This window comes from Klebsiella sp. P1927 (assembly GCF_018204675.1).
In the GTDB taxonomy this organism is placed as follows: Bacteria; Pseudomonadota; Gammaproteobacteria; order Enterobacterales; family Enterobacteriaceae; genus Klebsiella; species Klebsiella pneumoniae.
The window spans coordinates 3261028-3284163 of sequence record NZ_CP073377.1 but is presented as its reverse complement, the minus strand read 5'-3'; the positions used below and the strand labels follow the sequence as shown (position 1 = coordinate 3284163).

The 23136-nt window shown below is 58.8% G+C and carries 18 protein-coding genes; 17 read left to right on the top strand and 1 reads right to left on the bottom strand.

The window, feature by feature from the left end; genetic code table 11:
• Window positions 1-26: 26 nt before the first annotated feature.
• The 13 genes from KB892_RS16715 to KB892_RS16655 all read left to right on the top strand — a co-directional run bounded on the left by KB892_RS16715 (window position 27) and on the right by KB892_RS16655 (window position 14993).
• The gene (locus KB892_RS16715) at window positions 27-719 is read left to right on the top strand and encodes a DUF421 domain-containing protein (RefSeq protein ID WP_002898152.1); all 693 of its coding nucleotides are present in this window, start codon (window positions 27-29) and stop codon (window positions 717-719) included.
• 188 nt (window positions 720-907) lie between these two features.
• Complete coding sequence (gene serC, locus KB892_RS16710; RefSeq protein WP_002898155.1) at window positions 908-1996, top strand: 3-phosphoserine/phosphohydroxythreonine transaminase; 1089 nt, start codon at window positions 908-910, stop codon at window positions 1994-1996.
• Window positions 1997-2069: 73 nt separating this feature from the next.
• A complete protein-coding gene (gene aroA / locus KB892_RS16705) occupies window positions 2070-3353 on the top strand; it encodes a 3-phosphoshikimate 1-carboxyvinyltransferase (protein ID WP_002898157.1) in 1284 nt (427 codons plus the stop codon).
• Between the two features lie 174 nt (window positions 3354-3527).
• Complete coding sequence (gene cmk / locus KB892_RS16700; protein ID WP_002898160.1) at window positions 3528-4211, top strand: (d)CMP kinase; 684 nt, start codon at window positions 3528-3530, stop codon at window positions 4209-4211.
• Window positions 4212-4344: 133 nt separating this feature from the next.
• Entirely contained in the window at window positions 4345-6018 is a 1674-nt protein-coding gene (gene rpsA, locus KB892_RS16695; protein WP_002898162.1) for a 30S ribosomal protein S1, read from the top strand.
• A gap of 151 nt (window positions 6019-6169) precedes the next feature.
• Window positions 6170-6457 (top strand): integration host factor subunit beta, encoded by a 288-nt coding sequence (gene ihfB, locus KB892_RS16690; protein ID WP_002898165.1) that lies wholly within the window; start codon window positions 6170-6172, stop codon window positions 6455-6457.
• A gap of 205 nt (window positions 6458-6662) precedes the next feature.
• Complete coding sequence (locus KB892_RS16685; RefSeq protein ID WP_002898168.1) at window positions 6663-8927, top strand: ComEC family protein; 2265 nt, start codon at window positions 6663-6665, stop codon at window positions 8925-8927.
• Between the two features lie 36 nt (window positions 8928-8963).
• Complete coding sequence (gene msbA / locus KB892_RS16680) at window positions 8964-10712, top strand: lipid A ABC transporter ATP-binding protein/permease MsbA (protein WP_002898170.1); 1749 nt, start codon at window positions 8964-8966, stop codon at window positions 10710-10712.
• Entirely contained in the window at window positions 10709-11689 is a 981-nt protein-coding gene (gene lpxK, locus KB892_RS16675) for a tetraacyldisaccharide 4'-kinase (protein ID WP_002898174.1), read from the top strand. Before msbA ends, lpxK begins: the two co-directional genes overlap by 4 nt.
• Before the next feature lie 54 nt (window positions 11690-11743).
• On the top strand, window positions 11744-12973 hold the full coding sequence (locus tag KB892_RS16670) for a winged helix-turn-helix domain-containing protein (protein ID WP_002898176.1): 1230 nt from the start codon (window positions 11744-11746) through the stop codon (window positions 12971-12973).
• 63 nt (window positions 12974-13036) lie between these two features.
• Window positions 13037-13219, top strand: a complete 183-nt coding sequence (ycaR, locus tag KB892_RS16665; RefSeq protein WP_002898177.1) for a protein YcaR — start codon at window positions 13037-13039, stop codon at window positions 13217-13219.
• Window positions 13216-13962 carry a 3-deoxy-manno-octulosonate cytidylyltransferase gene (gene kdsB / locus KB892_RS16660; RefSeq protein ID WP_002898180.1) on the top strand — a complete coding sequence of 249 codons (747 nt, stop codon included), beginning with the start codon at window positions 13216-13218 and terminating at the stop codon, window positions 13960-13962. Before ycaR ends, kdsB begins: the two co-directional genes overlap by 4 nt.
• Before the next feature lie 137 nt (window positions 13963-14099).
• The gene (locus KB892_RS16655) at window positions 14100-14993 is read left to right on the top strand and encodes a YcbJ family phosphotransferase (protein ID WP_002898182.1); all 894 of its coding nucleotides are present in this window, start codon (window positions 14100-14102) and stop codon (window positions 14991-14993) included.
• On the opposite strand, the gene elyC is transcribed toward KB892_RS16655, so the two are convergent.
• Complete coding sequence (elyC, locus tag KB892_RS16650; RefSeq protein ID WP_002898184.1) at window positions 14970-15749, bottom strand: envelope biogenesis factor ElyC; 780 nt, start codon at window positions 15747-15749, stop codon at window positions 14970-14972. The two genes, KB892_RS16655 and elyC, sit on opposite strands and share 24 nt — an antisense overlap.
• A 121-nt stretch (window positions 15750-15870) precedes the next feature.
• Here elyC and cmoM point away from each other — a divergent pair, with 121 nt between their 5' ends.
• Genes cmoM through mukB form a run of 4 tightly spaced genes read left to right on the top strand, consistent with a single transcriptional unit; the run spans window position 15871 to window position 23123 of the window.
• Window positions 15871-16671 (top strand): tRNA uridine 5-oxyacetic acid(34) methyltransferase CmoM, encoded by an 801-nt coding sequence (cmoM, locus tag KB892_RS16645; protein ID WP_002898187.1) that lies wholly within the window; start codon window positions 15871-15873, stop codon window positions 16669-16671.
• Window positions 16668-17990, top strand: a complete 1323-nt coding sequence (mukF, locus tag KB892_RS16640) for a chromosome partition protein MukF (protein ID WP_002898189.1) — start codon at window positions 16668-16670, stop codon at window positions 17988-17990. The genes cmoM and mukF overlap by 4 nt, the downstream gene beginning before the upstream one ends.
• Entirely contained in the window at window positions 17971-18675 is a 705-nt protein-coding gene (gene mukE, locus KB892_RS16635) for a chromosome partition protein MukE (protein ID WP_004150840.1), read from the top strand. The genes mukF and mukE overlap by 20 nt, the downstream gene beginning before the upstream one ends.
• On the top strand, window positions 18675-23123 hold the full coding sequence (gene mukB, locus KB892_RS16630) for a chromosome partition protein MukB (protein WP_002898193.1): 4449 nt from the start codon (window positions 18675-18677) through the stop codon (window positions 23121-23123). Before mukE ends, mukB begins: the two co-directional genes overlap by 1 nt.
• Window positions 23124-23136 lie beyond the last annotated feature (13 nt).

Sequence of the window (23136 nt, the reverse complement as noted above, 5' to 3'; positions counted from 1 at the left end):
ATCTTTAATACACAGGGAGATGGAAAATGAAAGCCTTTGACTGGCAGCGGATGGCGCTCGATAAAGTACCGGTGGAATTCCTGGCGGAGGTGGCGTTGCGCAGCCTCTATACCTTCGTTCTGGTCTTTATTTTCCTCAAGATTACCGGACGGCGCGGCGTGCGGCAGATGTCGCTGTTCGAGGTGCTGATTATTTTGACCCTCGGCTCGGCGGCGGGTGACGTGGCGTTTTATGACGATGTGCCGCTGCTGCCGGTGCTGGTGGTCTTCGTTACGCTGGCGCTACTGTATCGCGGCATTATGTGGCTGATGGGGCATAGCGAAAAGCTGGAGGATCTACTGGAGGGGAAACCTATCGTAGTGGTGGAAGAGGGGCAGTTGGCCTGGGAGAAGCTGCATGCGGAAAACATGACCGAATTCGAATTTTTTATGGAGCTGCGGGTCAACAGCGTCGAGCAGCTTGGCCAGGTCCGGCTGGCAATCCTCGAAACCAACGGGCAGATCAGCGTGTTTTATTATCCCGATGAAGAGGTGAGGGCCGGATTATCGATCCTTCCAGCGCATTGTACCACACGCTATACCACCATTCCGCAAGAGGGGATCTATGCCTGCGTGCGCTGCAGCATCGTAATGGCGATGCAGGCGGGAGAAAAACGAATATGTCCGCGCTGCGCAAATGCAGAATGGTCGAAGGCCAGCCGGGCGAAACGGCTTACCTGACAGCAAATATGTCGGTTTTATTACATCAAGCCGATAGATTCTGTTGTGTGACGGCGGCCGCGTTTTACCGTCGGCGAGTTTTAGCCATTGCGGACCGTGTCACTGAATGATAAAACCGATAGCCACAGGAATAACTTATGCCCGCGGCGGTTCGCGGGCAAAACAACATAGCAACGTGGTGAGGGGAAATGGCTCAGGTCTATAACTTCAGTTCGGGCCCGGCAATGCTGCCGGCGGAAGTACTCAAACTGGCGCAGCAGGAACTGTGCGACTGGCACGGTCTGGGGACGTCGGTCATGGAGATCAGTCACCGTGGTAAGGAGTTTATCCAGGTGGCAGAAGAGGCAGAACAGGACTTCCGCGCTCTGCTGAACATCCCTTCCAACTATAAAGTTTTATTCTGCCACGGCGGCGGCCGCGGCCAGTTCGCCGGGATCCCGCTGAACATCCTCGGCGATAAAAAGGTCGCTGACTATGTGGACGCCGGTTACTGGGCGGCCAGCGCGGTCAAAGAGGCGAAGAAATACTGCACGCCGAACGTTATCGACGCGAAAATCACCGTCGACGGCAAGCGCGCTGTGAAGCCGATGAGCGAGTGGCAGCTGACCCCGGGAGCGGCCTATCTGCACTACTGCCCGAACGAAACCATTGATGGTATCGCGATTGATGAGACGCCGAACTTCGGCGACGACGTCATCGTGACCGCCGATTTCTCCTCCACCATTCTTTCCCGCGAAATTGACGTCAACCGCTTCGGCGTAATCTACGCCGGCGCGCAGAAGAATATCGGTCCGGCTGGGCTGACGCTGGTCATCGTGCGTGAAGATCTGCTGGGCAAAGCCAGCGTGGCCTGCCCATCAATTCTTGACTACACCGTGTTAAGCGAGAATGACTCGATGTTTAACACACCGCCGACGTTCGCATGGTATCTGGCTGGACTGGTGTTTAAGTGGCTGAAACAGCAGGGCGGGGTTGCCGCGATGGATAAAATCAACCAGCAGAAAGCCGAACTGCTCTACGGCGTGATCGATAACAGCGGCTTCTATCGTAACGATGTGGCGCAGGCCAACCGTTCGCGTATGAACGTACCGTTCCAGCTGGCGGACAGCGCCCTGGACAAACTGTTCCTCGAAGAGTCGTTTGCTGCCGGGCTGCACGCGCTGAAGGGCCACCGGGTGGTGGGCGGCATGCGTGCTTCCATCTACAACGCCATGCCGCTGGACGGCGTGAAGGCGTTAACCGACTTTATGCTGGACTTCGAACGCCGCCACGGTTAATCGCCTGTTTCTTTCTTCCTCCCCGCGGCCTGTCTGCGGGGTTTTTATTCTGTTTGTTTGAGAGTGAAGTTTGATGGAATCCCTGACGTTACAACCCATCGCACGCGTAGAGGGCACCGTGAACCTGCCAGGTTCGAAAAGCGTCTCCAACCGCGCGCTGCTGCTGGCTGCCCTGGCCCGCGGCACGACGGTGCTGACCAACCTGCTGGACAGCGACGATGTGCGCCATATGCTGAATGCCCTGAGTGCGCTGGGGGTTCAATATACCCTGTCTGCCGACCGCACCCGCTGCGAAGTGACCGGCAACGGCGGCCCGTTGCGCTCTGCCGCGGCGCTGGAGCTGTTCCTTGGCAACGCCGGTACCGCGATGCGTCCGCTGGCGGCGGCTCTGTGCCTTGGCAGCAACGATATCGTGCTGACCGGCGAACCGCGGATGAAAGAGCGTCCGATCGGCCATCTGGTGGATGCCCTGCGTCAGGGCGGCGCTCAGATCGACTATCTGGAGCAGGAAAATTATCCACCGCTGCGCCTGCGCGGCGGTTTTCAGGGCGGCAACGTCGAGGTTGACGGCAGCGTCTCCAGCCAGTTCCTGACCGCGCTGCTGATGACCGCGCCGCTGGCGCCGCAGGATACCGTCATCGTCATTAAGGGCGATCTGGTGTCGAAACCCTATATCGACATTACGCTGCACCTAATGAAAACCTTCGGCGTTGAGGTGGACAATCAGTCTTATCAGCGATTTGTGGTGCGCGGCAAGCAGCAGTATCAGTCGCCGGGAGATTACCTGGTGGAAGGCGATGCTTCCTCGGCCTCGTATTTCCTCGCCGCTGGCGCCATTAAGGGCGGCACGGTAAAAGTCACCGGTATCGGCCGCAACAGCGTACAGGGCGACATTCGTTTCGCCGACGTACTGGAGAAAATGGGCGCCACCGTCACCTGGGGCGACGATTTCATCGCCTGCACCCACGGCGAGCTCAAGGCGGTCGATATGGATATGAACCATATCCCGGACGCCGCGATGACCATCGCCACCGCCGCGCTGTTCGCGCAAGGGACCACTACCCTGCGCAATATCTACAACTGGCGGGTCAAGGAGACGGACCGTCTGTTCGCCATGGCGACCGAGCTGCGTAAAGTGGGCGCCGAGGTGGAAGAGGGGGAAGATTATATCCGCATCACCCCGCCGGCAAAGTTGAAGTACGCAGAAATCGGCACCTATAACGACCACCGGATGGCGATGTGCTTCTCGCTGGTAGCGCTGTCTGATACGCCGGTGACCATCCTTGATCCCAAATGTACGGCCAAAACGTTCCCTGACTACTTTGAGCAGCTGGCGCGGATCAGTACCCTCGCCTGAGTAAAACTTTGTCATCCCGCGGGCTGATATCCTGTCAGCCCGCTATAATTGCGCAAAACTTCTGCTTTTCATTTCCTGTAGTCCGTAATTTACAAGCAATGCTCACTTTCCGGCGTATTGATGCGTATAATGCGCGGCGTTTATATTCCATGCGCCTTGCTGAAGGAGAAAAAGATGACGGCGAATATTCCGGTAATCACCATTGATGGGCCTGGCGGTGCGGGTAAAGGTACGTTGTGCAAGGCAATGGCGGAAGCGCTGGGCTGGCATCTGTTAGATTCAGGCGCGATCTACCGCGTTCTGGCGCTGGCGGCGCTGCATCATCATGTCGACGTGGAGTCCGAAGAGGCGCTGGTGCCCCTGGCTGCCCATCTTGACGTGCGTTTTATTTCTACTGACGGCAACCTGGAAGTGGTGCTGGAAGGGGAAGATGTCAGTAGCGAAATTCGCACTCAGGAGGTCGCGAACGCGGCCTCGAAAGTGGCGGCTTTTCCGCGCGTTCGCGAAGCGCTGCTGCGCCGCCAGCGCGCCTTCCGCGAACTGCCGGGGCTTATCGCCGACGGTCGCGATATGGGAACGGTAGTTTTCCCGGACGCGCCGGTGAAAATTTTCCTCGATGCCTCGGCCGACGAGCGGGCGCATCGCCGCATGCGGCAGTTGCAGGAAAAGGGCTTTGATGTTAACTTTGAACGTCTTTTGTCCGAGATAAAAGAGCGTGACGATCGCGACCGAAATCGCGCCGTGGCGCCGCTTGTCCCGGCTGCCGATGCATTAGTTCTCGATTCAACCGAACTAAACATTGAGCAAGTGATTGAAAAAGCGCTACAATATGCGCGCGAAAAATTGGCCGTTGCGTAGGCCTTAACCGGTAACGCGCCGAAGCCTCCGAATTATAGCAGTACCCCGCTGCAATGGATGGTCAGCGGGTATGTGAAACAACCCCATCCGGCACGGAGCCAGGTGGACGTTAATATTAACCTGAAGATTAAACATGACTGAATCTTTTGCTCAACTGTTTGAAGAATCCTTAAAAGAAATCGAAACCCGCCCGGGTTCCATCGTTCGTGGTGTTGTTGTTGCTATCGACAAAGACGTAGTACTGGTTGACGCCGGTCTGAAATCTGAGTCCGCCATCCCGGCTGAGCAGTTCAAAAACGCCCAGGGCGAGCTGGAAATCCAGGTTGGTGACGAAGTTGACGTTGCTCTGGATGCAGTAGAAGACGGCTTCGGTGAAACTCTGCTGTCCCGTGAGAAAGCTAAACGTCACGAAGCTTGGATCACGCTGGAAAAAGCTTACGAAGACGCTGAAACTGTTACCGGTGTTATCAACGGCAAAGTTAAAGGTGGCTTCACTGTTGAGCTGAACGGTATTCGTGCGTTCCTGCCGGGTTCCCTGGTAGACGTTCGTCCGGTGCGCGACACGCTGCACCTGGAAGGCAAAGAGCTTGAGTTCAAAGTCATCAAGCTGGACCAGAAGCGTAACAACGTTGTTGTTTCTCGTCGTGCCGTTATCGAATCCGAAAACAGCGCAGAGCGCGATCAGCTGCTGGAAAACCTGCAGGAAGGCATGGAAGTCAAAGGTATCGTTAAGAACCTCACTGACTACGGTGCATTCGTTGATCTGGGCGGCGTTGACGGCCTGCTGCACATCACCGATATGGCCTGGAAACGCGTTAAGCATCCGAGCGAAATCGTAAACGTTGGCGACGAAATCACTGTTAAAGTGCTGAAGTTCGACCGCGAGCGTACCCGTGTATCCCTGGGCCTGAAACAGCTGGGCGAAGATCCGTGGGTAGCTATCGCTAAACGTTATCCGGAAGGTACCAAACTGACTGGTCGCGTGACCAACCTGACCGACTACGGCTGCTTCGTTGAAATCGAAGAGGGCGTTGAAGGCCTGGTTCACGTTTCCGAAATGGATTGGACCAACAAAAACATCCACCCGTCCAAAGTTGTTAACGTTGGCGACGTTGTGGAAGTAATGGTTCTGGATATCGACGAAGAGCGTCGTCGTATCTCCCTGGGTCTGAAGCAGTGCAAATCTAACCCATGGCAGCAGTTCGCGGAAACCCACAACAAGGGCGACCGTGTTGAAGGTAAAATCAAGTCTATCACTGACTTCGGTATCTTCATCGGCCTGGACGGCGGCATCGACGGCCTGGTTCACCTGTCTGACATCTCCTGGAACGTTGCAGGCGAAGAAGCAGTTCGTGAATACAAAAAAGGCGACGAAATCGCAGCAGTTGTTCTGCAGGTTGACGCAGAGCGTGAGCGTATCTCCCTGGGCGTTAAACAGCTCGCGGAAGATCCGTTCAACAACTACGTTGCTCTGAACAAGAAAGGCGCTATCGTTGTTGGTAAAGTGACTGCAGTTGACGCTAAAGGCGCAACCGTAGAACTGGCTGACGGCGTAGAAGGTTACCTGCGTGCTTCTGAAGCATCCCGTGACCGCGTTGAAGACGCAACTCTGGTTCTGAGCGTTGGCGACGAAGTTGAAGCGAAATTCACCGGCGTGGATCGTAAGAACCGCGTAGTGAGCCTGTCTGTACGTGCGAAAGACGAAGCGGAAGAAAAAGACGCTATCGCTACCGTGAACAAGCAGGAAGACGCGAACTTCTCCAACAACGCTATGGCTGAAGCGTTCAAAGCAGCGAAAGGCGAGTAATCTTTGTCATTCAGGTAATAACAACCTGAATAGCGACGAGTTTACTTGACAGATTGCAGGATTCGTCCTGTAATCAAGCACAAAGGGCGGCTACGGCCGCCCTTGTTTAAGCTGTTAGCTAATTTTTGCCTTGAAGGAAACCGGAGGAATAATGACCAAGTCAGAATTGATTGAAAGACTTGCCAGCCAGCAATCTCACATTCCGGCGAAAGCGGTGGAAGATGCTGTTAAAGAAATGCTGGAACATATGGCCTCAACGCTTGCTCAAGGTGAGCGCATTGAAATCCGCGGTTTCGGCAGCTTTTCTCTGCACTATCGAGCACCTCGCACCGGACGTAACCCGAAAACTGGTGATAAAGTCGAACTGGAAGGTAAGTACGTTCCGCACTTTAAGCCCGGGAAAGAATTACGTGACCGCGCCAATATTTATGAAGGGTGAGTTGCACGACGTGCAGCCTGCCTGACGATAAAGAAAGCACCTTCGGGTGCTTTTTTTGTGCCCGCCATTTACGGCCATCCTCACAAAAAAAGCGTGCCCGGCTGCAAGCGAGGCGATTGTCTGGAATGCGCCGCGCAAGCCTGAATTCGCCTCCAGGACGCCAGCACCGCTTTGCGTAACACTGCCCACTCACAGGGAGGTGTTTATGCGTCTACCATGGCTTGCCGGATGCGCCATCATTGCAATGCTGCCGCTTCTCTGGCTACCCGTTTTGCCGGGCCCGTGCAGTCTGGCGGGCGCGGGCGCACTGGCGCTGGCGCTGATTCGTCTGCATGGAAGGGCCGTCGCCGGAGTGGCGATGACGCTTCTGCTGGTGGTCTGGGGAGTATTGAGCGCGCATCAGGCGCTGTGGCCGACCCGGCACCTTACCGGCGCCATCCGGCAAGCGGAAGTGATCCTTAGCGAGACGGATGGCCAGACCTTGCACCGTGGACAGATGGTGAGCCTGCGGGGCCGCTATCTGTTTCCCCCGGTAGGCGTAACGCTGTACGGGGAACTTGCACCTGCGCCAGCCTGTGCGGGTCAACACTGGCTGATGACGCTGCGCCTGCGCCCGGTGCACGGGCAGCTCAATGACGGGGGCTTCGACAGCCAGCGCTATGCGCTGGCGCAGCACCGACCGCTGAGCGGAGGGATCGTCGCCGCTTCCGCGCTGGATGCCCGCTGCAGTCTGCGCGCCCGCTATCTGACGTCGCTGACCCGGCGACTGCAGACTTATCCCTGGCGCGCGGTGATGTTGGGATTAGGAATGGGGGAGCGGCTGTCTTTGCCGACGGAGATAAAGGTCCTGATGCAGAACACGGGCACTTCCCATCTGATGGCTATCTCGGGTCTGCATATCGCTCTCGCGGCTTCTCTTATCATGCTGTTGCTGCGCGGCGTGCAGTATATTCTCCCGGGCCGCTGGATCGGCTGGCGGTTGCCGCTGCTGGCCGGGCTGGCCGGCGCCGTCGGCTATGCCTGGCTGACGGGTATGCAGCCGCCGGCCCTGCGCACTTGCTTAGGGCTTGCGGTCTGTTGTGCTTTACGTTTGTCGGGTCAACGCTGGACGGCGTGGCAGGTGTGGCTCTGCTGTCTGGGAGCGATACTGGTTGCCGACCCGCTGGCGGTGCTGTCGCAAAGCCTGTGGCTATCTGCCTTCGCCGTGGCGGGGCTGATCTTCTGGTTCCAGTGGCTCCCGTTGCCTGCCGGCCGCTGGCGCTGGCCGTGGAAGACCATAATTGCTCTTGTTCATTTGCAGGCTGGCGTGACGCTGCTGCTGCTGCCGCTGCAGTTGTTGCTATTCCATGGAGTCAGCCTGACGTCGATGGCGGCTAATTTGCTGGCGGTACCGTTAGTCACCCTGTTGGCGGTGCCGCTTATTCTGACCGCGATGCTGGTGCATCTCTCGGGGCCGGAGATAGTGGAGTCGCTGCTCTGGCTGGCGGCCGATCGCGTGCTGGCGCTACTGTTTTGGGGATTACGACGTTTACCGGACGGCTGGTTGACGCTGGATACTCGCTGGCTGTGGATCAGTATCCTGCCGTGGCTGTTGGTGATGGGCTGGCGTTTTCAGAGCTGGCGGCATTCACCGGCGCTGTGTCTCAGCGTGCTGTTTTTACTGACGCGGCCATTCAGCCGACAACCGCCTGCGGACGAATGGCGGGTGACGATGCTGGATGTCGGGCAGGGGCTGGCGATGGTGATCGAGCGTCACGGTAAGGCATTGCTTTACGATACCGGGCCGGCTTGGCCGCAGGGTGATAGCGGTCAACAGGTGATTATCCCGTGGTTGCGCTGGCACCATCTGCAGCTGCAAGGGATTATGCTGAGCCATGAACATCTGGATCATCGCGGCGGCCTTGATTCAGTGCTGCAGGCATGGCCGCAGGCCTGGGTGCGCAGCCCGTTAGGCTGGGCGCATCATCTGCCGTGTCATCGCGGTGAGCGCTGGCAATGGCAGGGACTCAACTTCCAGGCCCTGTGGCCGCTGCCGGGCAGCACGGCAAAGGGTAACAATCATTCGTGTGTGGTGCGGATCGATGATGGTCGCTCCAGCATCCTGCTCACCGGCGATATAGAACGTCAGGCGGAGCAGGCGATGATCAGCCGTTACTGGCGGCATCTGACGTCTACACTTATTCAGGTTCCCCACCACGGCAGCAATACCTCCTCCAGCGCGCTGCTGGTCCGCCGGGTGGATGGCGCGGCCGCGCTGGCCTCCGCTTCGCGCTACAATGCGTGGCGGATGCCCTCGTACAAGGTGGTTCAGCGCTACCGCCAGCGGGGTTATCGCTGGTTCGCCACGCCGCAGCAGGGGCAGATAACGGTGGTTTTTTCCGCAGAAGGGTGGCAAATCCATAGCTTACGGGATCAAGTTTTACCGCGTTGGTATCATCAGTGGTTTGGCGCGCCCGCCGATAACGGGTAGAATATGCGGCTATTTCAACACAAGCTGGTTTATTGAATGCAGAACGATAAAGATCTCTCCACGTGGCAGACCTTCCGCCGACTTTGGCCGATTATCGCGCCGTTTAAAGCCGGGCTAATCGTAGCGGCGGTGGCGTTGGTGCTTAACGCGGGCAGTGACACCTTCATGTTATCGCTTCTTAAACCGTTATTGGATGATGGTTTTGGTAAAACGGATCGCTCAGTGCTGCTATGGATGCCGCTGGTGGTTATCGGCCTGATGGTGCTGCGTGGGATCACCAGCTACATCTCGAGCTATTGTATTTCCTGGGTTTCCGGCAAAGTGGTGATGACCATGCGTCGTCGCCTGTTCGGCCACATGATGGGTATGCCGGTGGCCTTCTTTGACAAGCAGTCTACCGGAACGCTGCTGTCACGCATCACCTATGATTCTGAGCAGGTCGCCTCCTCTTCTTCCAGCGCGCTGATCACCGTGGTCCGCGAAGGAGCATCGATTATCGGTCTGTTCGTGATGATGTTCTATTACAGCTGGCAGCTGTCGCTGATCCTGATCGTACTGGCGCCGATTGTGTCGGTGGCGATCCGCGTGGTCTCCAAGCGTTTTCGCAATATCAGTAAGAATATGCAGAACACGATGGGGCAGGTCACCACCAGCGCCGAGCAGATGCTGAAAGGGCACAAAGAGGTGCTGATGTTTGGCGGCCAGGAAGTGGAAACCAAACGTTTTGATAAAGTCAGCAATAAAATGCGTCTGCAGGGGATGAAGATGGTTTCCGCCTCGTCTATCTCCGACCCGATCATTCAGCTTATCGCCTCCCTGGCGCTGGCCTTTGTCCTGTATGCCGCCAGCTTCCCGAGCGTGATGGACACCCTGACCGCCGGGACCATTACCGTGGTCTTCTCCTCGATGATTGCGCTGATGCGTCCGCTGAAGTCGCTGACCAACGTCAATGCCCAGTTCCAGCGCGGGATGGCGGCGTGCCAGACGCTGTTTGCGATCCTCGATTCCGAGCAGGAAAAAGACGAAGGTACGCGGGTCATTGAGCGGGCGAAAGGCAATCTCAAGTTCGAGAACGTCACCTTTACCTACCCGGGTCGCGAAGTGGCCGCGCTGCGCAATATCAATCTCGATATCCCGGAAGGGAAAACAGTGGCGCTGGTGGGGCGCTCAGGGTCGGGTAAATCGACCATTGCCAGCCTGATCACCCGCTTCTACGATGTCGACGAGGGGCAGATCCTGCTGGATGGCCACGACCTGCGCGAGTACAAGCTGAGCTCGCTGCGCGACCAGGTGGCGCTGGTTTCACAAAACGTGCATCTGTTCAACGATACCGTCGCCAACAATATCGCCTATGCCCGTACCGAAGAGTACAGCCGCGAGCAGATTGAAGAGGCCGCGCGCATGGCCTACGCCATGGATTTCATTAACAAGATGGATAATGGTCTGGATACCATCATCGGCGAGAATGGCGTGATGCTGTCCGGCGGCCAGCGCCAGCGTATTGCTATTGCCCGCGCGCTGCTGCGTAACAGCCCGATCCTGATCCTCGATGAAGCCACCTCGGCGCTGGATACCGAGTCCGAGCGTGCTATTCAGGCGGCGCTGGATGAGCTGCAGAAAAACCGTACCTCGCTGGTTATCGCTCACCGTCTGTCGACCATTGAGCAGGCTGATGAAATCGTGGTGGTTGAAGACGGGCGGATCGTGGAGCGCGGAACGCACCATGACCTGCTGGAGCATAAGGGCGTGTACGCCCAGCTGCATAAGATGCAATTCGGCGAATGATCGCGCGCATCTGGTCCGGGGAATCGCCGCTGTGGCGCCTGCTGCTGCCGCTCTCCTGGCTGTATGGCCTGGTGAGCGGGGTGATTCGCCTCAGCTATCAGCTGGGGTGGCAAAAAGCCTGGCGCGCGCCGGTGCCGGTGGTGGTGGTTGGTAACCTGACCGCTGGCGGCAATGGCAAAACGCCGGTGGTGATCTGGCTGGTGGAGCAGCTGCAGCAGCGCGGTATTCGCGTTGGCGTCGTGTCTCGCGGCTACGGCGGTAAAGCCGACCGCTATCCGCTGGTGTTGGACGACAGGACCAGTACGGCGCAGGCGGGTGATGAACCGGTGTTGATCCATCAGCGTACCGGTGCCCCGGTCGCTGTCGCCCCGCTGCGCAGCGACGCGGTAAAAGCATTGCTCAGCGCGCACGATCTGCAGATGATTGTGACCGACGATGGTTTACAGCACTATAAGCTCGCGCGGGACAGAGAAATTGTCGTTATTGACGGCGTGCGCCGCTTTGGCAACGGCTGGTGGCTGCCTGCCGGGCCGATGCGCGAGCGGGCGTCGCGCTTGCAAAGCGTTGATGCGGTTATCGTTAACGGCGGCGTGGCGCGTCCGGGTGAGATCCCGATGCGGCTGCGCCCAGGGATGGCGGTTAACCTGCTTACCGGCGAACGTCGCGATGTCTCCACCTTCACGAACGTGGTGGCGATGGCCGGCATCGGCCATCCGCCGCGCTTCTTCGCCACCCTCGAAAGCTGCGGCGTCCAGCCGGTCAAAACCGTGGCGCTGGCGGACCATCAGGCGCTGAGCCAGGCTGATGTCGCCGCCCTGGTGACCGCCGATCAGACGCTGCTGATGACCGAGAAAGATGCCGTGAAATGTCGCGATTTCGCCGCTGCAAACTGGTGGTATTTACCGGTCGACGCCATAATGGCCGATGAACGCGCACAGCGGTTGCTTGCGGACTTAGCGACGTTGGCGCAACGTTAACTGACGCGCCGGCTTTGCTCGCCGCTGTGCTGGAATTCCTGACGGAGAACCTGCATGTCGGTATTGCAACTATCGCTTAACGAGGCGCGCCACCTCCATCTCGCGGCGCAGGGGTTGTTAAAGAAGCCCCGACGTCGCGCTCGCCCGAAAGACATTCTTTCCACCATCCAGCAGATGTCGCTGCTGCAAATCGATACCATCAACGTGGTGGCCCGCAGCCCCTACCTGGTGCTGTTCAGCCGTCTTGGCAGCTATCCGCAGCACTGGCTGGATGAGTCGCTGCGCAACGGCGAGCTAATGGAATACTGGGCGCATGAAGCCTGCTTTCTGCCGCGCAGCGATTTCGCCCTGGTGCGCCATCGCATGTTGAATCCCGACAATATGGGCTGGAAATACCATCGCGCGTGGATGGAGGAGCATGCCGGGAGTATTGCCGAGCTGGTGGCGCATATCGGGCAAAACGGCCCGGTTCGCTCGGCGGATTTTACCCACCCGCGCAAAGGCGCCAGCGGCTGGTGGGAGTGGAAACCGCATAAGCGCCACCTTGAAGGGCTGTTTACCGCCGGCGAAGTGATGGTGGTGGAGCGGCGCAATTTTCACCGCGTGTATGATCTAACCCGGCGGGTGATGCCGGACTGGGACGACGAGCGCGACGCGCTCTCCCGCGAAGACGCAGAGGCCATTATGTTGCGCAATAGCGCCCGTAGCCTCGGCATCTTCCGCGCCCAGTGGCTGGCCGATTACTATCGCTTGCGCCAGCCGGCGCTACCGGGTCTGCTGGCGGCCTGGCAGGAAGAGGGGCTGGTGGTGCCGGTTAACGTGGAAGCACTCGGCGAGATGTGGCTGCATCACGAGGCGCTGGCGCAGCTGGAGACCGCGCCCGGCGGTAAGCTGACCGCCAGCCATAGCGCCGTGCTCTCGCCCTTCGACCCGGTGGTCTGGGATCGGAAACGCGCTGAGCAGCTGTTCAACTTCAGCTATCGCCTGGAGTGTTATACCCCGGCGCCGAAGCGTCAGTATGGCTACTTCGTACTGCCTCTGCTGCACCAGGGAAAACTGGTCGGGCGGATGGACAGTAAAATACATCGCAAAAGCCGGGAGCTGGAGATCTTCGCTCTATGGCTGGAGGAGGGGGTGAAGATCACCCGTGGTCTGGAGCAGGGGCTGCGCCGGGCGATTAACGACTTCGCACACTGGCAATCGGCAGAGCGGATCCTGTGCCGACGCCTGCCGGAAGGGCTGTTTGTCGGCCAGGAGCAGGGGTGGGAAATCGACGCCGATTGATCCCGGCGCCTGCCTTCCTGTGATATGCTGCTGAGAAATCTATCCGGTCCATCAGGAGGAAACATGGATCACCGTTTACTTGAAATCATCGCCTGCCCGGTCTGTAACGGCAAGCTGTATTACAGTCAGGATAAGCAAGAACTTATTTGCAAACTTGATAGCCTGGCGTTTCCGCTGCGCGACGGTATCCCGGTGCTGCTGGAGACAGAGGCGCGTCCGCTGGCGCTAGAAGAGAGTCACTCATGAGTTTCGTGGTCATTATTCCTGCGCGTTTCGCCTCCACGCGCCTGCCGGGAAAACCACTGCAGGACATTAATGGTAAGCCGATGATTGTCCATGTGCTGGAGCGCGCTCGCGAATCCGGCGCGGATCGCATTATTGTCGCCACCGATCACGAAGATGTCGCCCGGGCGGTTGAAGCCGCCGGCGGCGAGGTCTGTATGACCCGCGCCGACCATCAGTCCGGCACCGAACGGCTGGCGGAAGTGGTGGAAAAGTGCGCGTTCAGCGATGACACCATTATCGTCAATATTCAGGGCGATGAGCCGATGATCCCCCCGGCGATTGTCCGCCAGGTGGCGGAGAATCTGGCTGCCAGCAGCAGCGGAATGGCGACCCTGGCGGTACCGATCCATGATGCGGAAGAGGCGTTTAACCCGAATGCGGTCAAAGTGGTGATGGATGCCAAGGGTTACGCGCTCTATTTCTCCCGCGCGACTATTCCCTGGGATCGCGATCGCTTTGCCCAATCCCGCGAGACCATCGGTGACTCCCTGCTGCGTCACATCGGCATCTATGGCTATCGCGCCGGCTTTATCCGCCGCTATGTCAGCTGGGCGCCGAGCCCGCTGGAGCAGATTGAAATGCTCGAGCAGCTGCGAGTGCTGTGGTATGGCGAGAAAATCCATGTCGCCGTGGCGGCCGAAGTGCCCGGCACCGGCGTGGATACCCCGGAAGATCTGGAGCGCGTCCGCGCTGAGCTGCGTTAGTCCTCTGTCCCCTCCTTGCTGGAGGGGACATCCCCGTCGGTTTTTCGCTTTTTTTACCCCTTTTTGATCTTATCCGATGACAACCCAGGTGCGGGCGCTCATTATGAAACCAGTAGTGTTCATAGGGGTAATCGACAATGGAACAGTTGCGAACCGAACTCAGTCATCTTCTTGGCGAAAAGCTAAGCCGGGTGGAGTGTGTCAGTGAACAAGCCGCTACGGCGCTGTGGTTCCTGTACGATGCGCAGGGAAACCCGATGCCGCTGCTGGCGCGAAGTTTCACCACGCCCGGCGTGGCGCGGCAGCTGGCATGGAAGATCTCGACCCTGGCGCGTAATGGTACGGTGCGTATGCCGGTGGTTTATGGCGTCATGACGCACGAAGAACATCCCGGACCAGATGTGCTGCTGCTTGAGCGCCTGCGCGGCGTACCGGTGGAGGCGCCGACGCGCACCCCGGCGCGCTGGGAGCAACTGCAGGAGCAAATCGTCGAGGCGCTGCTGGCGTGGCATCGGCAGGACAGTGGCGGCTGCGTGGGAATGGTCGACAATACCCAGGAAAACCTGTGGCCGAACTGGTACCGCCAGCGGGTAGAGATATTGTGGAGCACCCTGAACCTGTATCAGGACACCGGTCTCACCATGCAGGATAAGCGCCTTTTGTTCCGCTCCCGCGAGTGCCTTCCGGAGCTGTTCCGCGATTTCAATGATAATGCTGTGCTGGTGCATGGCAACTTCACTCTGCGCAGCATGCTAAAAGATCCGCGCAGCGATCAGCTGCTGGCGATGGTGGGGCCGGGGATGATGCTGTGGGCGCCACGCGAGTATGAACTGTTCCGTCTTGCTGAAGGCGGCCAGGCGGAACAGCTGCTGTGGCGCTACCTGCAGCAGGCGCCAGTTTCCGAGGCCTTTGTCTGGCGGCGCTGGCTTTATCTGCTGTGGGATGAGGTGGATAGTCTGGTCAACACCGGGCGCTTTGATCGCGCCCGTTTTGACCTCGCTGCAAAATCACTCCTGCCCTGGCTCGCCTGAGCTGCCTTTCAGCCATTGCCAGACGCGACCAAGGGTTTCATAGCCGACCCGGTCGCTGTGCATCAGCCACACTGGAGAAGGAATGGCCCGCTCCCACGGATTGAGCGGCGAGGTCACCGCCAGCTGATTGGCCGGCGCGGGAAGCGGATCCAGGCCGGCATGGCGAAAGAATATCATCGCCCGCGGAAGGTGTGACGCCGAGGTGACCAGCAGGAAGGGCGCGTCGCCGATGGCGTGCTTCACCGCCAGCGCTTCCTCTTCTGTATCTTTCGGCCGATCGAGCACAATGATATCGCTGCGAGGTACGCCAAGGCTCTCCGCCACTCTCGCCCCGGCTTCCGCCGTGCTGACGGGGTTCGTTTTCGCCGCCGCGCCGGTAAAGATCATTTTCGAACCGGGATTCGCCTGCCACAGGCGGATGCCCTCCGTCAGGCGCGGCAGGCTGTTATTGATAAGATTAGAGCTTGGCGCCCACTCCGGATTCCAGGTATAGCCGCCGCCCAGCACCACCACGTAGTTCACCGGCTGCTCGCCGCGCCAGGTGGGGTAGGTATCTTCAATCGGTTTCAGCAGGCTGTCGGCCACGGGTTGCAGGCTCAGCAGCGTCAGCAGCAGCCAGCCGAGGCTCACGCATAGCTTCCCGGTACGCTGAAAGCGGCTGAACCATAACAGCGCGATCCCGATACCGATCAGCAACAGTAAGGCGGGTAGCGGCAACAGCAGGCCGCCGACGATCTTTTTTAGCGTGAAAAGCATGCCAGATGGTTCCTTTTTTAACCATATAACCAAAGTTATGTTCGGATCTTATAACAGATCGCTTCATTCTCGGCGTGGGTATGACAAAATAGCGGTTTTGTGTTGGCTTGTGGAGTCACTCGTGCAGGATCGCAATTTCGATGACATTGCTGAAAAGTTTTCGCGCAATATTTACGGCACCACAAAAGGCCAGTTGCGTCAGGCGATCCTTTGGCAGGATCTGGAACCGCTGTTGGCGCAGCTGGGGCCGGGACCGCTGAGGGTGCTGGATGCCGGCGGCGGCGAAGGACAAACGGCCATCAAAGTCGCGCAACTGGGCCATCACGTGACGCTCTGCGATCTCTCCGCTGAGATGGTGGCTCGCGCCCGCCAGGCGGCCGCCGATAAAGGTGTGATCGACAACATGCATTTTGTACAATGCGCGGCTCAGGATATTGCGCAGCATTTGGAAAGCCCGGTCGATCTGGTACTGTTTCATGCGGTGCTGGAGTGGGTGGCGGAGCCCCAGGAAATACTGCATACCCTGTGGTCGACGCTGCGTGCTGGCGGTGGACTGTCATTGATGTTCTACAATGCTAACGGCCTGTTGATGCACAATATGGTTGCCGGTAATTTTGATTACGTTCAACTGGGCATGCCAAAAAAGAAAAAACGCACGCTGTCGCCGGATTATCCGCGTGAACCACAGCAGGTTTATCACTGGCTGGAAGAGATTGGCTGGCAGATCGTCAGCAAAACCGGCGTGCGGGTGTTTCATGATTATCTGCGTGAAAAACGCCAACAGCATGACAGCTATGCGGCGCTGCTGGCGCTGGAGACGCGCTACTGTCGTCAGGAGCCGTATCTCAGCCTGGGCCGTTATATTCATGTCACCGCGCTTAAGAGCCAGGCTCATAGCCGCAGATGCAAGGATAAAGTATGAGTGAATTTTCCCAGACAGTCCCCGAACTGGTTGCCTGGGCCAGAAAAAATGATTTTTCAATCTCGCTACCGGTCGACAGACTCTCTTTCCTGCTGGCGATCGCCACTCTGAATGGTGAACGACTGGAAGGGGAAATGAGCGAGGGTGAACTGGTGGATGCGTTCCGCCACGTCAGTGATGCGTTTGAGCAGACCAGCGAAACCATCAGCCAGCGCGCCAATAACGCGATCAACGATTTGGTGCGCCAGCGTCTGCTGAACCGCTTTACCAGCGAAATTACCGAAGGCAATGCGATCTATCGCCTGACGCCGTTGGGGATTGGGATCACCGATTATTATATCCGTCAGCGCGAATTCTCGACGCTGCGTCTCTCGATGCAGCTGTCGATCGTCGCCGGCGAGCTGAAGCGCGCGGCGGACGCCGCGGAAGAGGGCGGTGATGAATTCCACTGGCATCGCAACGTTTTTGCGCCGCTGAAGTATTCCGTAGCGGAAATTTTCGACAGCATCGACCTGACGCAGCGCATTATGGATGAGCAGCAGCAGCTGGTGAAAGACGATATCGCGCAGTTGTTGAATAAAGACTGGCGCGCGGCGATTTCCAGCTGTGAACTGCTGCTGTCGGAAACCTCCGGCACCCTGCGCGAACTGCAGGATACGCTGGATGCGGCAGGGGATAAGCTGCAGGCGAACCTGCTGCGCATTCAGGACTCGACCATGGCGCGCGACGATCTCCATTTTGTCGATCGGCTGGTGTTCGATCTGCAAAGCAAGCTCGACCGCATCGTCAGCTGGGGTCAGCAGGCGATTGACCTGTGGATCGGCTACGACCGCCATGTGCACAAGTTTATCCGTACCGCTATCGATATGGATAAGAACCGCGTCTTCGCCCAGCGTCTGCGCCAGTCGGTGCAGACCTATTTTGATGAACCGTGGGCGCTAACTTACGCCAACGCCGACCGCCTGTTGGATATGCGCGATGAAGAGATGGCCCTGCGCGATGAAGAGGTCACCGGCGAGCTGCCGGCGGACCTCGAATTTGAAGAGTTTAACGAAATTCGCGAGCAGCTGGCGGCGCTGATCGAAGCGCAGCTGGCGGTCTATAAAGAGAAAGGAATACCGCTGGATCTCGGCCTGGTGGCGCGGGAGTTCCTGGCGCAGTATCCGCGCGGGCGTCACTTCGACGTGGCGCGGATCGTCGTGGATCAGGCGGTACAGCTGGGCGTCGCCCAGGCAGATTTCACCGGACTGCCGGCAAAATGGCAGCCGATTAATGATTACGGAGCCAAGGTACAGGCGCATGTCATTGACAAATATTGAACAAGTGATGCCGGTTAAGCTGGCGCAGGCGTTGGCCAATCCGTTATTTCCGGCGCTGGACAGCGCCCTGCGCGCGGGCCGTCATATCGGTCTCGACGAGCTGGATAATCACGCATTTTTGATGGATTTTCAGGATTACCTGGAAGAGTTTTACGCTCGCTATAACGTCGAGCTGATCCGCGCGCCGGAGGGATTCTTCTACCTGCGCCCGCGGTCCACCACGCTGATTTCGCGCTCGGTACTGTCCGAGCTGGATATGATGGTGGGCAAAATTCTTTGCTATCTCTATCTCAGCCCGGAGCGCCTGGCGAACGAAGGGATTTTTACCCAGCAGGAGCTCTATGACGAGCTGCTGACCCTGGCCGATGAATCCAGGCTGCTGAAGCTGGTGAACAACCGTTCCACCGGTTCGGATCTGGACCGCCAGAAGCTGCAGGAAAAAATGCGGGCCTCGCTTAACCGCTTACGCCGTCTGGGGATGGTGTGGTTTATGGGCCACGATAGCAGCAAGTTTCGCATTACCGAATCGGTATTCCGCTTTGGCGCCGATGTGCGCGCCGGCGACGACCCGCGCGAAGCGCAGCGCCGTCTGATCCGCGACGGGGAAGCGATGGCCCTGGAAAATCACCTGCAGCTCAATGATGAGAATGAAGAAAACCAGCCGGATAGCGGGGAGGAAGAGTAATGATTGAACGCGGTAAGTTTCGCTCGCTAACGCTGGTTAACTGGAACGGCTTCTTTGCCCGGACCTTTGATCTTGATGAACTGGTGACCACCCTCTCCGGGGGGAACGGCGCGGGTAAGTCCACGACCATGGCGGCCTTCGTCACGGCGCTGATCCCGGATTTAACCCTGCTGCACTTCCGTAACACCACCGAAGCGGGGGCCACCAGCGGCTCACGCGATAAAGGCCTGCACGGTAAGCTGCGCGCCGGGGTGTGTTACTCGGTACTCGATGTGATCAACTCCCGCCACCAGCGCGTGGTGGTCGGCGTGCGCCTGCAGCAGGTCGCCGGGCGCGATCGTAAAGTCGATATTAAACCTTTCGCCATTCAGGGACTGCCGACCTCTATCCTGCCGACCCAGCTGTTGACCGAAACGCTGAACGATCGCCAGGCGCGCGTCGTGAGCCTCAACGAGCTGAAAGATAAACTCGAGGCGATGGAAGGGGTCCAGTTTAAACAGTTCAACTCGATCACCGAATATCACTCGCTAATGTTCGATCTGGGCGTGGTGGCGCGTCGCCTGCGTTCCGCCTCCGATCGTAGCAAGTACTACCGCCTGATTGAGGCCTCGCTGTACGGCGGGATCTCCAGCACCATTACCCGCTCGCTGCGCGACTACCTGCTGCCGGAAAACAGCGGCGTGCGTAAAGCGTTCCAGGATATGGAAGCGGCGCTGCGGGAAAACCGCATGACGCTGGAAGCCATTCGCGTTACCCAGTCCGACCGCGATCTGTTTAAACACCTGATCAGCGAAGCCACCAACTACGTGGCGGCGGACTATATGCGTCACGCCAACGAGAGGCGCATTCACCTGGATAAGGCGCTGGAGTATCGCCGCGATCTCTTCACCTCGCGTTCGCAGCTGGCGGCTGAGCAGTATAAGCACGTCGACATGGCGCGCGAACTGCAGGAGCATAACGGCGCGGAGGGCGATCTGGAAGCCGATTACCAGGCCGCCAGCGATCACCTGAACCTGGTGCAGACTGCGCTGCGTCAGCAGGAAAAAATCGAGCGCTACGAAGCGGATCTCGACGAGCTGCAGATCCGTCTGGAAGAGCAGAATGAAGTGGTGGCGGAAGCCGTCGATCGTCAGGAAGAGAACGAAGCCCGCGCTGAGGCCGCCGAGCTGGAAGTGGATGAGCTGAAAAGCCAACTCGCCGACTATCAGCAGGCGCTCGATGTGCAGCAGACCCGCGCCATTCAGTATAACCAGGCGCTGCAGGCGCTGGAGCGCGCGAAGGCGCTGTGCCATCTGCCGGATCTGACCCCGGAGAGCGCCGACGAGTGGCTGGAAACCTTCCAGGCGAAAGAGCAGGAAGCGACGGAGAAAATGCTGTCGCTGGAACAGAAAATGAGCGTGGCGCAAACCGCGCACAGCCAGTTTGAACAGGCTTACCAGTTGGTGGCGGCGATTAACGGCCCGCTGGCGCGCAATGAAGCCTGGGACGTAGCGCGCGAATTGCTGCGCGACGGCGTGAACCAGCGCCACCAGGCCGAGCAGGCGCAGGGGCTGCGCAGCCGCCTCAACGAGCTTGAACAGCGCCTGCGCGAGCAGCAGGACGCTGAGCGTCAGCTGGCCGAGTTCTGCAAACGCCAGGGTAAACGCTACGATATCGACGATCTGGAAACGCTGCATCAGGAGCTGGAAGCGCGCATCGCGTCGCTGGCCGACAGCGTCTCCAATGCTCAGGAGCAGCGCATGGCGCTGCGTCAGGAGCTGGAGCAACTGCAGTCGCGTACCCAGACGCTGATGCGTCGGGCGCCGGTCTGGCTGGCGGCGCAGAACAGCCTTAACCAGCTGTGCGAGCAAAGCGGCGAGCAGTTTGCGTCCGGCCAGGAGGTCACCGAATACCTGCAGCAGCTGCTGGAGCGTGAACGAGAGGCTATCGTTGAACGTGACGAGGTCGGCGCCCGCAAGCGCGCCATCGACGAAGAAATCGAGCGTCTTAGCCAGCCGGGCGGTTCGGAAGATCCGCGCCTCAACGCCCTGGCGGAACGGTTCGGCGGCGTTCTGCTGTCCGAGATCTACGATGATGTTAGCCTGGACGATGCGCCGTACTTCTCCGCGCTGTACGGTCCGTCGCGCCATGCGATCGTGGTACCGGATCTGTCGCGGGTAGCCGAGCAGCTTGAGGGACTGGAAGATTGCCCGGAAGATCTCTATCTGATCGAAGGCGATCCGCAGTCCTTCGATGACAGCGTATTCAGCGTCGACGAGCTGGAAAAAGCGGTGGTGGTGAAGATTGCCGATCGCCAGTGGCGTTATTCGCGCTTCCCGTCGCTGCCGCTGTTTGGCCGCGCGGCACGTGAAAACCGCATTGAAACCCTGCATGCCGAGCGTGAATCGCTGTCAGAGCGTTTTGCGACCCTGTCGTTCGATGTGCAGAAAACCCAGCGCCTGCACCAGGCCTTCAGCCGCTTTATCGGCAGCCATCTGGCGGTGGCTTTCGAGGACGATCCGGAAGAAGAGATCCGCAAACTCAACAGCCGCCGCGGCGAGCTGGAGCGTGCGCTGAGCGCCCATGAAAGCGATAACCAACAGAACCGTGTGCAGTACGAGCAGGCGAAAGAGGGCGTGTCGGCGCTCAACCGCCTGCTGCCGCGCCTGAACCTGCTGGCGGATGATACGCTGGCCGACCGCGTGGACGAGATCCAGGAACGTCTGGACGAAGCGCAGGAGGCCGCGCGCTTTATTCAGCAGCACGGTAACCAGCTGGCGAAGCTGGAGCCTATTGTTTCGGTGCTGCAGAGCGATCCGGAGCAGTTTGAGCAGCTGAAAGAAGATTACGCCTATGCGCAGCAAACCCAGCGCGATGCGCGTCAGCAGGCTTTTGCCCTGGCGGAAGTTGTGCAGCGCAGGGCCCACTTCAGCTACTCCGATTCGGCGGAAATGCTCAGCGGCAACAGCGATCTCAACGAGAAGCTGCGCCAGCGTCTGGAGCAGGCGGAGTCCGAACGCAGCCGCGCGCGCGACGCGTTGCGTGCCCATGCGGCGCAGCTTAGTCAGTACAATCAGGTGCTGGCCTCGCTGAAGAGCTCGTATGACACCAAGAAAGAGCTGCTCAACGATCTGTATAAAGAATTGCAGGACATTGGCGTGCGCGCCGACGCCGGCGCGGAAGAGCGTGCTCGCGCGCGTCGCGATGAGCTGCACATGCAGCTGAGCAATAACCGCTCCCGACGCAATCAGCTGGAGAAAGCGTTGACCTTCTGCGAAGCGGAAATGGACAACCTGACCCGTAAACTGCGCAAGCTGGAGCGCGATTACTGCGAAATGCGCGAGCAGGTGGTGACCGCCAAGGCGGGCTGGTGCGCGGTGATGCGTCTGGTGAAAGACAACGGCGTCGAACGTCGTCTGCATCGCCGCGAGCTGGCCTATCTCTCCGCCGATGAGCTGCGCTCAATGTCGGATAAGGCGCTGGGGGCGCTGCGTCTGGCGGTCGCCGATAACGAACATCTGCGTGACGTGCTGCGTATCTCGGAAGATCCGAAGCGTCCGGAGCGCAAAATTCAGTTCTTCGTTGCCGTATACCAGCATCTGCGCGAGCGTATTCGTCAGGATATTATTCGCACCGATGATCCGGTGGAAGCGATCGAGCAGATGGAGATCGAGCTCAGCCGCCTGACCGAAGAGCTGACCAACCGTGAACAGAAGCTGGCGATCAGTTCCCGCAGCGTGGCCAACATTATTCGCAAAACCATTCAGCGCGAGCAGAACCGTATCCGGATGCTCAACCAGGGTCTGCAGAGCGTCTCCTTCGGCCAGGTCAACAGCGTGCGTCTGAACGTCAATGTGCGTGAGACCCACTCGATGCTGCTCGACGTGCTCTCCGAGCAGCATGAGCAGCACCAGGATCTGTTTAACAGCAATCGTCTGACCTTCTCTGAGGCGCTGGCCAAGCTCTATCAGCGTCTCAACCCACAGATCGACATGGGGCAGCGCACGCCGCAAACCATCGGTGAAGAGCTGCTCGACTACCGCAACTATCTGGAGATGGAAGTGGAAGTTAACCGCGGCTCCGACGGCTGGCTGCGCGCGGAGTCCGGCGCGCTGTCTACCGGGGAAGCTATCGGTACCGGGATGTCGATTCTGGTGATGGTGGTGCAGAGTTGGGAAGATGAATCCCGTCGCCTGCGCGGCAAGGATATCTCGCCTTGCCGTCTGCTGTTCCTCGATGAAGCGGCGCGTCTCGACGCCCGCTCCATCGCCACCCTGTTCGAGCTGTGCGAACGTCTGGAGATGCAGCTGATTATCGCAGCGCCGGAGAACATCAGTCCGGAAAAAGGCACTACCTATAAACTGGTGCGTAAGGTGTTCAATAATCACGAACATGTGCACGTCGTGGGGCTGCGCGGGTTTGCCGCGCCGCTGCCGGAAGCGCTGCCGGGAACGGCCGACGCCTCCTGACGATGCAGCTCAC

Excerpts from the sequence above, each read along its gene's own strand:
- KB892_RS16715 (WP_002898152.1), top strand. The coding sequence starts at position 27 with ATGAAAGCCTTTGACTGGCAGCGGATGGCGCTCGATAAAGTACCGGTG.
- serC (WP_002898155.1), top strand. The coding sequence starts at position 908 with ATGGCTCAGGTCTATAACTTCAGTTCGGGCCCGGCAATGCTGCCGGCG.
- aroA (WP_002898157.1), top strand. The coding sequence starts at position 2,070 with ATGGAATCCCTGACGTTACAACCCATCGCACGCGTAGAGGGCACCGTG.
- cmk (WP_002898160.1), top strand. The coding sequence starts at position 3,528 with ATGACGGCGAATATTCCGGTAATCACCATTGATGGGCCTGGCGGTGCG.
- rpsA (WP_002898162.1), top strand. The coding sequence starts at position 4,345 with ATGACTGAATCTTTTGCTCAACTGTTTGAAGAATCCTTAAAAGAAATC.
- ihfB (WP_002898165.1), top strand. The coding sequence starts at position 6,170 with ATGACCAAGTCAGAATTGATTGAAAGACTTGCCAGCCAGCAATCTCAC.
- KB892_RS16685 (WP_002898168.1), top strand. The coding sequence starts at position 6,663 with ATGCGTCTACCATGGCTTGCCGGATGCGCCATCATTGCAATGCTGCCG.
- msbA (WP_002898170.1), top strand. The coding sequence starts at position 8,964 with ATGCAGAACGATAAAGATCTCTCCACGTGGCAGACCTTCCGCCGACTT.
- lpxK (WP_002898174.1), top strand. The coding sequence starts at position 10,709 with ATGATCGCGCGCATCTGGTCCGGGGAATCGCCGCTGTGGCGCCTGCTG.
- KB892_RS16670 (WP_002898176.1), top strand. The coding sequence starts at position 11,744 with ATGTCGGTATTGCAACTATCGCTTAACGAGGCGCGCCACCTCCATCTC.
- ycaR (WP_002898177.1), top strand. The coding sequence starts at position 13,037 with ATGGATCACCGTTTACTTGAAATCATCGCCTGCCCGGTCTGTAACGGC.
- kdsB (WP_002898180.1), top strand. The coding sequence starts at position 13,216 with ATGAGTTTCGTGGTCATTATTCCTGCGCGTTTCGCCTCCACGCGCCTG.
- KB892_RS16655 (WP_002898182.1), top strand. The coding sequence starts at position 14,100 with ATGGAACAGTTGCGAACCGAACTCAGTCATCTTCTTGGCGAAAAGCTA.
- elyC (WP_002898184.1), bottom strand. The coding sequence starts at position 15,749 with ATGCTTTTCACGCTAAAAAAGATCGTCGGCGGCCTGCTGTTGCCGCTA.
- mukF (WP_002898189.1), top strand. The coding sequence starts at position 16,668 with ATGAGTGAATTTTCCCAGACAGTCCCCGAACTGGTTGCCTGGGCCAGA.
- mukE (WP_004150840.1), top strand. The coding sequence starts at position 17,971 with ATGTCATTGACAAATATTGAACAAGTGATGCCGGTTAAGCTGGCGCAG.
- mukB (WP_002898193.1), top strand. The coding sequence starts at position 18,675 with ATGATTGAACGCGGTAAGTTTCGCTCGCTAACGCTGGTTAACTGGAAC.